The organism is Pseudoalteromonas sp. JSTW (assembly GCF_013423925.1).
In the GTDB taxonomy this organism is placed as follows: Bacteria; Pseudomonadota; Gammaproteobacteria; order Enterobacterales; family Alteromonadaceae; genus Pseudoalteromonas; species Pseudoalteromonas lipolytica.
In genome coordinates this window covers 376,429-391,448 of sequence record NZ_CP058972.1, presented here as the reverse complement: position 1 = coordinate 391,448, position 15,020 = coordinate 376,429, and the positions used below count along the sequence as shown (strand labels likewise).

The following is a 15,020-nucleotide window of genomic DNA, read 5'->3' as shown; positions in this document are numbered from 1 at the left end:
TAGTACTAGCAACCTTGTCTGTATAACCCCTTAATTAGCCTATCTGCTACTTGACGATCTACGAAAAAAGTGGAACTATAAAGAACAATATTTAAACAATAATAAAAACTGGTTCTAAATCATTGGAAGATTCAGCAACACACATTGATAAGCTAGTCCGTAGAAATGCTCGCTTAAAATCGCTTATACAAAAATATAAGCAATCTCATCACTTGCAACATGCTCTATTACAGTTATCAGAGCAAGCAAGCACGGTTGCCGAATTAACCCTTCTTTACCCCGCTATTCACGATATATTGCAAAGCTTTATCCCAAGTAAAAGCTTTTACGTTGTGCTGCACAACCCTGTGAACGATCTTTTAGAACTGTCGTATTTTGCAGACGAAAAAGATGGCCTTTCTGTGCCCTTAAAATACGATCAACACTTCAAAGAGGGGTTAACTGGTCATGTATTCAAACATGGTAAAACCAGCTACTTTACTAAAGAACAAACCCAACAAGCTGTTGAAAAGGGTCAATTTAAAGCTTTAGGGACCCCCGCAGAGCACTGGGTTGGCGTACCGGTCTATCGTGACAAAACCATCATTGGCGTGATGGTGGCGCAGAGCTACGATAAAGCGCAAAGCTATTCTGAGCAGCAAATTGAACTGTTAGAAGTGATGTCACTTTACCTTGCAACTGCTATAGAACGCGTTAAAAAGCGCGAACTTCTTGAGTCCGAAGTCAAAATTCGCACCCGCGCACTGACGCAAAGTAACCAGGCACTCAATGAAGAAATATTACACCGAAAAAAAGCATTAGAACGACAGCAAATACTGTTTAAGATCTCTGAGCTTGCAACACTGAGTGAAAATCTAGAAGACGTATATCAGCATGTACACAAAATAATAAAAACCATTACGTACGCAGATAACTTATATATTGCGCTGTATGACCAACAATCTCACTGGCTAAGCTTTCCTTACTGCGTTGATGAATACAGCGATAATGCCGAACCTCGGCCATTTGCTAAAGGTTACAGTGAGTTGGTACTGAGTACCGAAAAATGCCAAGTGATTGATGCAAAGCGCGCGAAAAGCCTCATAAAACAGGGTGTCATAGAAAGGCCTAGAGATATTCCGCCCGAAGAATCTGCCACCAGCTGGTTAGGAGCGCCACTAAAGACATCACAAGGGGTAATTGGCTTAATTGTTTGCCAAGCATATAACAATAAACATGAATTTAGCCAAGATGATTGTGAACTCATCACCTTCGTTTCACACCAAATCGCCAATGTAATCCAAGCCCATTTAGCTAACCAAGAACTTAAGCAAAGCCACCAAAAGCTTGAACATCGCGTTGCTGAAAAGACCAAAGAATTGCGCCAAGCCAATATGCACTTACAAATGCAAATGGAAGAGCGTAAAAAAATTGAACAACAGTTATATCACGATGCACATCATGACTCGCTCACCAGCTTACCGAATCGAAGCTTGTTCTTAACACAGCTTGAAAAAACGCTGCAGCATTATCAACGCTATCCAGAGCAACAATTTGCAGTGCTGTTTATCGACTTAGATAAATTTAAAGATATTAACGATCAATTAGGTCACCAAGCTGGGGATCAGTTTTTAATTAGTGTCGCAGAATCATTTTCTCACTGTATTCGAGAACATGATTTACTTGCACGATTAGGCGGCGATGAGTTTGTTGTTTTGCTCACCCATTTAACAGAGCCGCAGCAAGCAGAAGATGTTGCAAAACGCATTATTGAAATCATGAAGAAACCTTTCTGCATGAAAGGTCAATGTATTCAAAGCGGTGCAAGTATAGGGATTACCTACTCAAAAACGAGTTACAAGCACACCGATGAGATTATTCGTGATGCTGATGCGGCCATGTATTATGCTAAAAACGCAGGGCGCAACCGCTTTGAGTGTTTTCATCCTTTACTCAATGCGACGACCTCACAGCATGAAGCTGAAAATATGCATCACCTTGATGATTTACCAATGCATTTTAGAAGCTCAGAAATCATTACGCTTGACGAGTCAGCACATGCTGAGTCGCTATTAGAGGCGTTTGGAGAACACCCTGTACTTGGCAGTACCAGCTTTGAAGTACTCAAGAAGTTTGCCACTGATCGTATTCAGCATTTCGAAGTTGAGCTGAGTTTACTCAAACAAGCTTTTTCATTAGCCGTCCAAACAAAGTTACAAAAGGTGTTATTTCCATGCTCAGGATTAGTGCTTGAACGCATCAACTTTAAAGCGCTATGTCACCTTCTCAAAGCGCATGATGCTAAAAAGATATGTTTATTATTTAATGAACAAGAAATTCGTTATGCATCGGCTGTACAAATAGAAAACCTAAAAAGTCTTGTGGCACAAGGATTCTCGATAGGTTTGAATGAGTTTGCAAAAGATCGCTGTGAATTGAACTTACTGACCGAATTTAAGTTCGATTACTTATTATTAAGCTCAACTTTCAGTAAGCGTGTGCTACAACAAGAAAACTATCATTTACAGCTTCAAGGTGTACTGGCTATTACCCATATTCAAAATATCCAAGTCATAGCCAAAGGCCCATCGATTTTTAACTACCGTACCCTGTTAGATAAACACGGCTTATCGCTGTTTATTGGCAAACAGCATGCACTTGCGCCCTTCAATAAAGAGACAACAAGCACACACTCGACAATACCACTTGATATAAATATTTAAACATGTGCATTGAGCATAACGGCGTTACTTTTTAAGCATAGCACGCAAGTTAGCAACACGTGCTTGACCTTTCTCCATTCGCTCTGCTTGAGAAGAAGGCGGTTTCTTTGCTTCAAAGGCCAAATCATCCTGTGGTAACTCCTGCACAAAACGACTCAGCTCTGTATCCGATGTTTCACCAAACTGACGGCGCAGCTTAGCGTATGTCATAACCAACTCTTGCTGGGCTCGTGTGATACCTACGTAAGCAAGACGACGTTCTTCTTCAACGTTATCTTCGTCGATGCTCACTTGATGAGGTAATAACCCTTCTTCCATTCCCACCATAAATACATACGGGTATTCCAAGCCTTTTGAAGCATGCAAAGTCAAAAGCTGTACCGCATCAGATTCATCTTCTTCTTCATTGCGCTCAAGCATATCGCGCAGCGTTAACTTGCTCACCACTTCTGCTAAATTCAACGGGGGGTTATCGGCATCACCGGTCAGCATATCGGTGATCCAACGATATAACTCCGACACATTCTTCATACGCATTTCTGCGGCTTTTGCGCTAGGCGATGACTCGTAAAGATACGCTTCGTAATTAATTTGCCTGACCAGCTCTTTTACCGCTTCGAGCGTGTCACCCCGCACTGCATTATCAGACAGTTCAACCACCCAACGAGCAAACCCTGCTAACGCATTAAAGCCCCGCCCTTTTAAACGATGCGCAAGCTCAGGCTCAAAGCAGGCAGCAAATAAACTAATGTGCTTTTCGTTGGCAAGTGTGCCTAATTTTTCGAGAGTGACGGTACCTATTTCTCGTCGTGGGGTATTCACGATACGTAAAAATGCATTGTCGTCGTCTTGATTAACCAACAAGCGTAAATACGCCATGATATCTTTAATTTCTGAACGTGAGAAAAACGACATTCCGCCACTAATTTTATATGGGATACGGTTACTCATCAGCGCTTTTTCGAATACGCGCGCTTGGTGATTCCCCCGATATAAAATGGCGTAATCTTTATAGCTGGTCCGCTTCATGAACTTATGCGAAATGATCTCTGCAACAACGCGTTCAGATTCATGCTCTTCGTCACGACAGCCAATGACTTTAATCGGTTCACCATAACCTAGTTCACTGAACAGTTTTTTATCAAACTCATGCGGATTATTAGCAATAAGAATATTGGCTGCTTTAAGAATACGCCCTGCACTTCGGTAGTTTTGTTCAAGTTTAATTAAACGCAAACCCGGAAAGTCTTTGCTCAATAACACCAGATTTTGTGGTTTAGCACCACGCCACGAATAAATTGATTGGTCATCATCTCCCACCACCGTAAAGCGAGCACGTTCACCCACTAATAATTTAACCAATTGATACTGGCTCGTATTCGTATCTTGATACTCATCCACCAGCAAATAACGAAAACGCTGTTGCCAACGCTCACGTGCTGTCGCATTTTGTCCCAGTAGCAAGGTGGGGATCATGATCAGATCATCAAAATCGAGGGCATTATAAGCTCGTAGTTGATTTTGATAGCGGGCATACAACTGGGCAAACAGTGCTTTTTGTGGCTCACGCGCTTCACGAATCGCCCGTTCGGGTAAAATAAGCTCGTTCTTCCAACTGCCTATCTGCATTTTTAACAGGTTTAATAAGTCTTTGTCTTTTTTTAGTTCGTCTTCTGTAAGCTCGGTTAATAATTGATTGGTATCTTGATCATCAAACAATGAGAATCCTGGCTTAAAGCCTAATGTGGTTAATTCTTTTTTGATGATCTCAAGACCTAAGGTATGAAATGTCGAAACCCATAACCCTTTAGACTCTTGCTTACCAAGCGTTTGTGCAACACGCTCGCGCATCTCTTTTGCCGCTTTATTAGTAAAGGTAACGGCAGCTATGTTACGTGCTTGATACTCACACTTTTGCACCAAGTAAGCGATTTTATTGGTAATTACACGCGTTTTACCTGAGCCTGCGCCGGCTAATACCAAACACGGTCCACTGATATACTTTACCGCTTCATCTTGTTTTGGGTTGAGTTTCATAAGCCCCTAAGAAATTATCCAAAGACAGAACCGGCAATTTTACCGTAATCACTACACTACGCCTAGCCAATAAGGTAAGATTGTTTTTTTACGTGACTCAAGGGACGAAGATGATCAACCCAGCAAAACTTGAAGAAATCGCAAAGCAAATCACTGATAACATGCCACAAGGCGTGAAAAACCTTGCCGACACCATTGAAGGTAAAACGAAGCAAGCTATTCAAAACAAACTTGCTGAGATGGACTTTGTAAGCCGTGATGAGTTTGATATTCAAAGCCAAGTACTTATTCGAACTCGTGAAAAACTCACGGAGCTAGAAGAAAAGGTTGCCTTACTTGAACAGCAACTTGCTAGCAAACAAGACGAACAATAAAAAAGGTGAGCTACTTAGCTCACCTTTTTTCTATCCAGTTAAGTCTTAACTTTTCTCTGCAATACGTTCGAAAACACGTTTTACCGCAGTACCGTATGTCTCTGTGGCTTCTTCTGCACAGGTCACCACGGATTCAAGGTCATTTAAATGACCATTTGCTAAACCATACACCCAACCATGAATCGTAAGTTCTTGGCCTTTCGCCCACGCATCTTGCACGATATTAGTACGACACACGTTACGTACTTGCTCAATTACATTGAGTTCAATCAGGCTGTTTAAACGTTCTTTTTCTGGTAATGCGTTTAACTGTTCGATGTGTTTTTCTTTTACATCACCAACATGACGTAGCCAGTTATCAATTAAGCCAAAGCGTGCTTCATTTAAAACCGCTTGAACACCCCCACAGCCATAGTGTCCAACGACCATAATGTGCTTAACTTTAAGTACTTCAACCGCGTACTGCATGACTGATAAACAGTTATGGTCAGTATGCACAACCACATTTGCAACGTTACGGTGTACAAATAACTCACCCGGTAATAAATCAACTATCTCATTAGCGGGTACACGTGAGTCCGAACAGCCAATCCACAAGTACTCTGGATTTTGTTGCATTGATAGAATTTTAAAAAACTCAGGATCACTTTCACTCGTACGCGCAGCCCAACGTCTATTATTTTCGAATAAATTTTTTAACTTTCTCATTGCGCCTCTTTACGATTTTTAATAATTAGCTTGGATCAAGATATTCCTTGGTGTGAGCTGTTTTTCACAAAACGTACTTACTGATACCTGATAGCCTTGTTGTTGCAAATATAAAGCACGATCGAGCACGAGCCAAACTTCAATTGCTCTTCTGAACACATGTCGGATGAGTTCAATGCGTTCTGTGACCCTTTTACGCTGCTTACCTATCTCTAAAAATGCATTGTAATCAATATCATCTGGTATATGTAGTGACTTTTTATCAGCTGCCCACAAACAAAACGACCTAAAAGAATCAGAAAATACCGCTTTATTCACGGAAGGCACACTCACATAGTGCTGAACACCGGTAATTGATTTACGTAATGCATCAAAACCAAGTCGCCACTCGACTTCTGTTTTTCTCACTTTATCAACCCGACTTGGTGCGGTCACGGTTTCTTGCAAGGCCAGCTTTAAATCGCGATGGGTTAGCGTCAATTGACTATGCTGTGCATGCTCACTCATTGCTTGGTAGGCATCGTCGGTAAATAAGTGATAACAACAGGGTGAAAAGCTTATCTGCTGGGTTTTGGCCCGACTTGCCTGCTGCATAAATGTTTGGTGTAAACGACCACATGCATGTAAAGCGACGGCATGTTGCTCTGTTTTAAAAAATGCATCGGTGTTATCCGTTAATACATTCGCTTGTGAAAACTGCATGGCTAATTGTTGCTGCTTAGCACTATGAGCTCCCTGCTCACACAGGTGCTCTTGTAGTTCAATACTGTGTACCGAGGGTGCGCCACTAAATGCCAGCATCCGCCCTAAGTGTCCTTTGCCTGCACACCACTCTAAAACAGGGTGTTGCTGTGAATTTTGGCTGATCGCTGCAACAAAATCTTGTAACTGCTCAAACTTGCGTCCTTTGATGCCATTACTGATCCAAAATGGAAATTCATTCCTTGGCAACTTTGTTGTGGGCAGTTCGCATAAGGCATTAAGTTCATCAACACCGTCTATAGCATCACAAAAGTATTGATATAAAGCATGCTGGTCGGCATCAAGTTCACTCACTTGGCTGTCATCAATCGCCCATAATAAAGACATTAATTCAGGCCATGGAATATCATCAAAGTCAAATGCCGTGCATTGCCAGTATTGGCGAGTTGAATAAAGCAGTGTATCTAAAGCAGCAAAGTGCTGGGCAAGTGTCATAACTACAAAAACGACAAAAAATAAAAGTGAGTATAACAGCTTTTAAGAGGTTTAACGCCTTCCATTGCTTATTAGACCAATGTACAAAGGAACACATGCAATGCTCAATATTATCGCTAAAATAAGCATCCAAGATAACTCTATGCCCTCGCTTTGCTGTTGATCATACATAAACCCTGAAAATGCATGATCAAATTCGTCTTGATCGATGTTGTAAAGGTCAGCGATAAGTCGCCATTTAGCCATCGACATGCTCCCCAACTTGCTGCCCGGAGGCTGAATATAGTTAGCGAGTACATCGGCTTCATATGCAAGTTCCTGCATACTTTTGTGCGGGGCATAATCACGCTGAGTGACATTAATACTCTCATTCATATTATGCAGTGCATAACGCCATCCCTTTAAACTTGCTTGATAAAAACGCTCAACTATATCCGGTTTATTTTTAAGCATAGCCTGCGAGGTATATAAAATATCGCCATACACATTCAGGCCAAATTTTTGTGGACAAATTAATCGGTGCCCAACACCACGCAGTGTTAAAGTATACGGCTCATTAGTTACATACACTTGCACAGCATCAAGTTCGCCAGCTAACCACTGCTCTATTCCGCCTTTTTGGCTTGCAGCCATTAAACTTTGATAATCAAGCCCCGCCCTTTGCAGCATGACTAACAACTCTGCGTTTTCAAGTGAGCTAATTTTACTGAGTTTTTTACCCGCAAAATCACGCGGCTGGAAAATATCAGAGTTATTTTTAACCATCCAACAATAGGGGGAGAACTGCAGCATAGCCGCTAAGGCAACAACGGGGGCACCTTGCACACGTTGTTGCAAAATACCAGAATGCGTAATAGCAAAGTCGGCTTGACCATTTAACACCTGATCAAACGTGTTAGGGTTGTTAGGATCTGCGGGTAAAATAGTGACATCAAGTCCAGCGTCTTTATAAAAGCCTTTTTTTGCTGCCATGTAATAGCCAGCGAACTGGAATTGATGAGTCCATTTTAGTTGCAAGGTCACCTTGTCTGAGCCATTGGCACTTATGCTTAGCATTAAACAGAGTAACCCTAAGTAATAACGCATTCCTCGCACGCATCGTCCTTGCTTTACAATCGTGCAATAACTATAGGAAAAATATGCAAAAAATCAAGGCTCCTCGATGGAGCCCAGTTTATTGATTGGCAGCTTTAGCTTCACTCAACTTTTGACCTTGAGTCGTTAAAAATTGCGTGAAACATGGATTATTGGTTTCATCCTGAACATTATAACCAAGACGATTTAAATGCTCGTTAAATACGTCGTAATCACTCGGTTCGATAGCAAATGCAGCAAGTACATTACCTACAGAGCCACCATGATTGCGATAATGGAATAACGTAATATTCCAGTTACTGCCTAACGTATCTAAAAATCGCGCTAATGCACCTGGGTATTCAGGAAATTCAAAACGTAATAATCGCTCATGTAATTGCGCTGGGGCTTTTCCACCCACCATATAACGAATGTGTAATTTAGCCAATTCGTTATCTGACAGGTCACAAAATGTATAGCCATTTTCAGTGAGTACTGCTTTTAACTCATCTAGCTCTTGCTGACCTTGGCGAAGTGCAATACCCACAAATATTTGTGCTTCACCCGGTCCTGCATAACGGTAATTAAACTCTGTAATAGCTCGGCCACCTAACGAAGCACAAAATTGCTTAAAGCTGCCTTTTTCTTCTTTGATGGTGACGGCGAGTAATGCTTCGTTCTTTTCACCCAACGCAGTGCGCTCAGCAACGTAGCGTAAACGGTCAAAATTTAAATTCGCGCCCGATAAAATAGCAGCAACATTTAAGCCTTTTACACCGCTTTGCTGACACCATTTTTTCAAACCCGCTGTCGATAAAGCCCCTGAAGGCTCAGCAATTGCACGGGTAGAAACAAAGATATCCTGCATAGCAGCACAAATCTCATCGCCACTCACGGTCACAACTTCATCACAAAACTTTTGTGCTAAGCGGAACGTTTCGGTGCCGATTATTTTTACCGCTACACCATCAGCAAAACTACCAACGCGGTCAAGCTCCACAGGTTTCCCCGCCTCTAATGCTGCTTTTAAACACGCACTTTCATCCGCTTCAACACCAATTACTTTGATATCAGGTCGCAATGATTTTATGTACACAGCCATTCCCGCCAACAAGCCACCACCGCCAACAGGAATAAAAACGGCATCAAGGTCGTTTAGCTGCTGCATCAGTTCTCGTGCAACTGTGCCTTGGCCAATAATGACATCGGGGTCATCAAAAGGAGGCACAAATACGCCATTGCGCTGCTCTGTTAGCGCTAACGCGTGGGCTTTTGCTGCATCAAAGTGATGACCATGTAATACAACCTCACCACCTAGCGCGCGCACTGCACTCACTTTAATTTCGGGTGTGGTTACCGGCATAACAATTGTCGCTTTGTGCCCTAAAAACGATGCACTTAACGCAACGCCTTGAGCATGGTTGCCAGCCGATGCAGTGACCACATCAGAGCCCTTTGGCAACTTACTCAACTTATGGAATGCACCGCGCAATTTAAACGAATAAACGGGTTGTTGGTCTTCACGCTTCAACCACACATGATTACCGAGCCTTGCGCTAAGTTCGGCCATTTCACTGACCTCAGTAACCTTTGCAAGCGGCTCCATATTTGCTTGGATGATAGCGCGAAAATAATCGAGCTCCTGTGAAACCATGATTAACTTAACTCCTCAAGCTTAGCTAAATCACGGACCGCCCCTTTGTCTGCACTGGTTGCCAATAATGCATACGCTTTTAGTGCCGATGATACATAACGCTCACGATCGCGTGGTTTAAAGGCCTCTTTACCACGTGCTAATTGCTTTTGCTTACGTGCTTCAAGCTCTTCATCGCTCAGGGCTAAGGTGATTTCGCGGGTGGCGATATCAATAATAATTTTATCGCCGTTCTCTACATACGCAATTGCTCCCCCGCTGGCAGCCTCAGGCGAGACATGACCAATCGACAAACCAGAGGTACCACCCGAAAAACGGCCATCAGTGATCAATGCACATTTTTCACCTAAACCTACCGATTTTAAGTAGCTGGTCGGGTACAACATCTCTTGCATACCTGGGCCCCCTTTTGGACCTTCATAGCGGATCACCACAACATCACCCGCTTTTACTTCACCATTTAATATACCTTCAACTGAATCATCCTGTGATTCGTAAACCACTGCTGGGCCTTCAAAATGCAGCATTTCTTCAACAACACCGGCACTTTTAACAATACAACCATCCAGCGCTAAATTTCCCGACAGCACCGCTAAGCCACCATCTTGACGAAACGCATTTTCAACACTGCGAATACAGCCATTTTCACGATCGTTATCCAGTTCAGGCCAACGACATTCTTGGCTCATCGCCTTCGTGGTGCGGATACCCGCTGGGCCTGCTTTATAGAATTTTTGTGCAACGGCATTGTTTGGATCTGTGGCATTCCACTTCTCAACTAACTCCGCCATCGTCATCCCTGCAACGTGATCCACAGACAAATCAACTAAACCCGCTTTACCTAGCTCACGGATAATTGCCATCATGCCACCAGCGCGGTGCACGTCTTCAATATGATATTTGCTTGTGGCAGGTGCAACTTTACATAAAAAAGGCGTTTTGCGTGAAAGCTCATCAATATGTGACATATCAAAATCGACACCCGCTTCTTGGGCTGCGGCTAATAAATGTAACACCGTGTTTGATGAGCCACCCATTGCAATATCCACCACCATTGCATTCATAAAAGCGGTGCGATTGGCGATGGCACGTGGTAATACGTCGGCATTATCTTTTTGATAATACTCACGGCATAAATCAACGATGCGTGCGCCTGCTTCAACATATAACTGTTTACGGTCTTTATGAGTGGCAAGTGTTGTGCCGTTACCAGGCAATGCCAAACCAATTGCTTCTAATAAGCAGTTCATTGAGTTAGCCGTAAACATCCCCGAACATGAACCACACGTTGGGCACGCTGAGCGCTCTACTTTGTCTGAGTCTTCGTCGCTGACTGAGCTATCGGCACCTTTCACCATGGCATCAACTAAGTCGAGTTTAATGTCGATATCAGCAAGGCGGGTTTTACCTGCTTCCATCGGTCCACCTGACACAAAGATAACCGGAATATTTAAGCGTAATGCAGCCAGCATCATACCTGGGGTGATTTTGTCGCAGTTAGAAATACAGATCATCGCATCGGCACAATGCGCGTTAACCATGTACTCTACTGAGTCAGCAATCAGATCGCGAGAAGGTAGCGAATACAGCATACCGCCGTGGCCCATCGCAATCCCATCATCAATCGCAATGGTATTAAATTCTTTTGGTACACCACCCGCTTCAGTAATCGTTTCGGCCATTAACTCACTGAGTTGATTTAAATGAACATGCCCTGGAACAAACTGCGTGTATGAATTCACAACAGCGATAATTGGCTTACCGAAGTCCTTATCTGTCATTCCTGTTGCACGCCACAATGCACGTGCGCCTGCGCGTTTACGACCTTCTGTTGTTGTTGCACTTCGTAATTTAGCCATAGTTACCTCTGTTGTTGCAGTGGCGTGCCACTGACTTCCTCATTCCTAATTTATTTCTTACTAAAGCATAGTCTGTGCTGCTCTAGTTACCTGTTGAATTTGTCTGTGATTAAATTGCTTGCTGTTGCAGCTGACTCTCAAGCGTCACATGCTTTACATCGACCAATTTATTTAACTGCGACGTTAATAAATGAATGGGTTTATCGCTAACCACTGTCATAGTCACTCTGAATGCATCTTCTGCCATTTCTAAGTTCATTTTTGTTAGATCAAAACCGCGATGACGGGCAACGCGTAAAAAGCGCTCAACAGCGACACTTTGATTTTTGAGTGCAATCGTTAGGGTGTGTTTCATTTTACAGTCTCCGTCATCATCTCATCATTGGCTGCACCGGGTGGTACAAGCGGCCATACATTTTCTTTGTCATCGATACACACATGTAAAATGTAAGGACCTTGACTATTCACAAGTGCATCAATCGCCGTGTCAACTTCATCCGCTCTTGTCACAGTTTGACCTGGGATACCAAACACTGCAGCGAGTTGAACAAAATCAGGGTTATCTGAAAGATTGGTCTCAGAATAACGCCCCTCGAAAAATAACTGCTGCCATTGACGTACCATGCCTAAACGCTGGTTATCTAAGATAAGTATTTTTACTGATAAATTATTACGGCGAATTGTCGCCAGCTCTTGAATGTTCATCATGATTGAGCCATCACCCGAGACCGTAATAACAAAATCGTTTGGGCGTGCCACTTGTGCACCTATTGCCGCAGGCAAACCAAAGCCCATCGTACCCGCCCCGCCACTGCTTAAATGATTGCTGGGGTGCGAAAACTTCATATGCTGTGCAACCCACATTTGATGCTGGCCCACATCACAGCACACCACACCGGTCTTCGGCATTTTTTGGCTCAGTTGATTTAGCAGGTAAGGCGCAAATACTTTTTCACCCGGATAGTCATAACGCCACGCATGCTCTTTCATCATACTTTCAATATGTAAAAGCCACTCATCTGGGGTTACAAAGCAATCGAGTTGCGGTAGAGACGTTTTTAAGTCAGCGACGAGAGACGCTTTTACAGGCTTTCGTTTACCGATTTCTGCTGCATCGATATCCAAATGAATAACTTTAGCTTTTGCGGCAAACTTACTTAGGTTGCCCGTAACTCGGTCATCAAAGCGCGCACCAATACACACTAAAACATCGCATTCTTGTACTGCTAAATTAGCCGCTTTGCCACCGTGCATACCTAGCATGCCAAGGTCGTACTCGTAATCAGGTAACACACTCCCCAACGCTTTTAACGTTGTTACCGCTGGCATGTGGGTTTTTTCTAAAAACTGCATAAGCTCGTTTTGTGCATCTGCGGCTTGTACACCGCCCCCCACATAGGCAACGGGTCGTTGTGCTTCACTTAATATTTGATTCGCAATGGCAACTTGGTTGGGGTCAAGTTTTGGCAACGTATCTTCTGCCGCTAACCAAGGATGGAATGGCACCTGTGCCATTTGAATGTCTTTAGGAATATCGACTAACACAGGACCCGGACGCCCTGTTTGCGCTAGGTGGATGGCTTCTTGCAGTATTTCAGCTAAATCTTCAGGGCGTTCAACCATGTAGCTGTGCTTTGTACAAGACAACGACATACCGAGTACATCAATCTCTTGGAATGCATCTGAGCCAATCGCTGCGGTAGGCACTTGCCCCGTTATCGCCAATAATGGCACCGAATCCATCATCGCATCAGCCAATGCCGTGATAAGGTTAGTCGCACCCGGGCCTGACGTTGCAAAACACACTCCCAACTTACCCGTACTACGTGCAAAACCTACAGCGGCAAAGCCAGCGCCTTGTTCATGACGGGTCAAATAATGTTTGACTGGCGCGCCATACAAAGCGTCGTAAATAGGCATGATGGCACCACCCGGGTAACCAAAGACATCCTTTACGCCATGTTTGGCTAATAAATCGATTGTTAACTCTGCGCCTGTCATCTTAAATCCTCATTCCTCAGTGACATTGTGTATTTTTTGCGGTTAAAACAAAAAGCCCCCCGGACTGTTAAGTGCGGGGGGCTTTTTTAATGCTTCACTTTTCTCTAAGCACTAAGTAGCCCCCGCGGTAATAATAATCACCACGACGTTAATTAGGATTAGAGATAGTTTATTTGTAAGCATTTACTGATACCAAATTCGTGTCATTTGTTGCGGAAATCTAGCCATCCCGCTGCCTTTTTCTATTAGTACCGCGCCCAGCCCTTCAAGTCAACATAAAAATCAATTCAAAAAACATCACAAAAAACGAAATTAAAGAAATAAATATCCAACATTAACTATATTTAAGATTAAAAATTCACATATAGCTAGCTATTGAAATTTCATACCTCGTTATAACCAATTAAATGATTGATTAATTTTTAGCTTTCATAGGTAATTTTTTTCGGGTTGTTCTCATTTTATTAAACCTCTCTGTGAAAATTAGTTTAGTATTGAAAACAACAACAGCATGAAAAGGAAAGTTATGAAATTCATACAGCGTATTAATGCCCTGTTTTTTGTTCTACTACTACTGGGCTTTAGTCAGCAAGTATTTGCTGAACCAGGACTTTGGAAAGTAGAGAAAAACGGCATTGCCTCATATTTATTCGGCACGGTGCATGTCGGTGATAAAAGTATGCAAGGACTGCCAAGCAAAGTAACCAATGCACTTGATAAGACCGATAAAGTCATCGTTGAAGTCGATATCAGTGCGATATCTCCTGTCGATATGCAACGTCGCTCATTGCCTTTTATGATGCTAAAAGACGGCAAAACATTACAGTCAGAACTCTCTGAAGCTAACTATGCCAAACTGCAAAAATACTTTGCTGATAAGTCCATAGATATTGCTATGTTTAAAAACTTAGCACCGTGGGCCGTCATGATAACCATGATGCAAATGGAGTTTCAAAAAGTGGGGTTTTCTGACCAATACGGAATTGACAAGCAAGTCCTTGCTTACGCTAAAGACCATAAAATTTCAGTGGGTGAGCTTGAAACGCTAGAACAACAAATGGAAATGTTTGAACACTTAGCAATCATGAATGATAAAATGATTGAAGAAACTTTCGCGCAACTCGCCGATGCCGACACCTATTTCTTTGGTTTAATAAACGCGTGGAAGTCGGGTGATATGGAAACTCTCACTCAATTTTATAACGAAAGTTTTGATGACTCACAGTATGGTGAACTCAGTGAACAAGTGATGCTAATTGATCGCAACAACAACTGGGTTGAGCAATTATCTAAGCGTATCGGTAAAGAAAAGCTATTTATAGCAGTCGGGGCACTGCATTTGCCTGAGCAGCACGGTTTACTTAAACAGCTAGCCGATAAAGGCTTTACGGTGACACGCATTTAAATCAATTGC

The 15,020-nt window shown here is 42.8% G+C and carries 11 protein-coding genes; 3 read left to right on the top strand and 8 right to left on the bottom strand.

Features of this window, described 5'->3' with window-relative positions; genetic code table 11:
* The first annotated feature begins 122 nt into the window (after nt 1-122).
* On the top strand, nt 123-2,702 hold the full coding sequence (locus GZH31_RS01830) for a diguanylate cyclase domain-containing protein (RefSeq protein ID WP_065978245.1): 2,580 nt from the start codon (nt 123-125) through the stop codon (nt 2,700-2,702).
* A 24-nt stretch (nt 2,703-2,726) separates the two neighbouring features.
* Here GZH31_RS01830 and rep read toward each other — a convergent pair whose 3' ends face one another.
* Nucleotides 2,727-4,739, bottom strand: coding sequence for a DNA helicase Rep (gene rep / locus GZH31_RS01825; RefSeq protein ID WP_036971502.1), 2,013 nt, complete (start codon nt 4,737-4,739; stop codon nt 2,727-2,729).
* Nucleotides 4,740-4,849: 110 nt separating this feature from the next.
* Here rep and GZH31_RS01820 point away from each other — a divergent pair, with 110 nt between their 5' ends.
* A complete protein-coding gene (locus GZH31_RS01820) occupies nt 4,850-5,113 on the top strand; it encodes an accessory factor UbiK family protein (protein ID WP_036971505.1) in 264 nt (87 codons plus the stop codon).
* Between the two features lie 45 nt (nt 5,114-5,158).
* Here the strand turns inward: GZH31_RS01820 and can are convergent, their stop codons facing one another.
* From can to ilvG, 7 genes are all read right to left on the bottom strand, one after another.
* The gene (gene can, locus GZH31_RS01815; RefSeq protein ID WP_036971509.1) at nt 5,159-5,821 is read right to left on the bottom strand and encodes a carbonate dehydratase; all 663 of its coding nucleotides are present in this window, start codon (nt 5,819-5,821) and stop codon (nt 5,159-5,161) included.
* Nucleotides 5,822-5,839: 18 nt separating this feature from the next.
* Nucleotides 5,840-7,018 (bottom strand): methyltransferase, encoded by a 1,179-nt coding sequence (locus tag GZH31_RS01810; protein WP_118843950.1) that lies wholly within the window; start codon nt 7,016-7,018, stop codon nt 5,840-5,842.
* Nucleotides 7,019-7,069: 51 nt separating this feature from the next.
* Nucleotides 7,070-8,104, bottom strand: a complete 1,035-nt coding sequence (locus GZH31_RS01805) for an ABC transporter substrate-binding protein (RefSeq protein ID WP_257473670.1) — start codon at nt 8,102-8,104, stop codon at nt 7,070-7,072.
* An 88-nt stretch (nt 8,105-8,192) separates the two neighbouring features.
* Entirely contained in the window at nt 8,193-9,746 is a 1,554-nt protein-coding gene (gene ilvA, locus GZH31_RS01800) for a threonine ammonia-lyase, biosynthetic (protein WP_065978247.1), read from the bottom strand.
* A 2-nt stretch (nt 9,747-9,748) separates the two neighbouring features.
* Nucleotides 9,749-11,605 (bottom strand): dihydroxy-acid dehydratase, encoded by a 1,857-nt coding sequence (gene ilvD, locus GZH31_RS01795; protein WP_036971518.1) that lies wholly within the window; start codon nt 11,603-11,605, stop codon nt 9,749-9,751.
* Between the two features lie 109 nt (nt 11,606-11,714).
* On the bottom strand, nt 11,715-11,960 hold the full coding sequence (gene ilvM / locus GZH31_RS01790; protein WP_036971521.1) for an acetolactate synthase 2 small subunit: 246 nt from the start codon (nt 11,958-11,960) through the stop codon (nt 11,715-11,717).
* A complete protein-coding gene (gene ilvG, locus GZH31_RS01785) occupies nt 11,957-13,606 on the bottom strand; it encodes an acetolactate synthase 2 catalytic subunit (protein ID WP_118843949.1) in 1,650 nt (549 codons plus the stop codon). Before ilvG ends, ilvM begins: the two co-directional genes overlap by 4 nt.
* A gap of 526 nt (nt 13,607-14,132) precedes the next feature.
* Between ilvG and GZH31_RS01780 the strand changes: the two genes are divergently transcribed.
* Nucleotides 14,133-15,011 carry a TraB/GumN family protein gene (locus GZH31_RS01780; RefSeq protein ID WP_118843948.1) on the top strand — a complete coding sequence of 293 codons (879 nt, stop codon included), beginning with the start codon at nt 14,133-14,135 and terminating at the stop codon, nt 15,009-15,011.
* Nucleotides 15,012-15,020 lie beyond the last annotated feature (9 nt).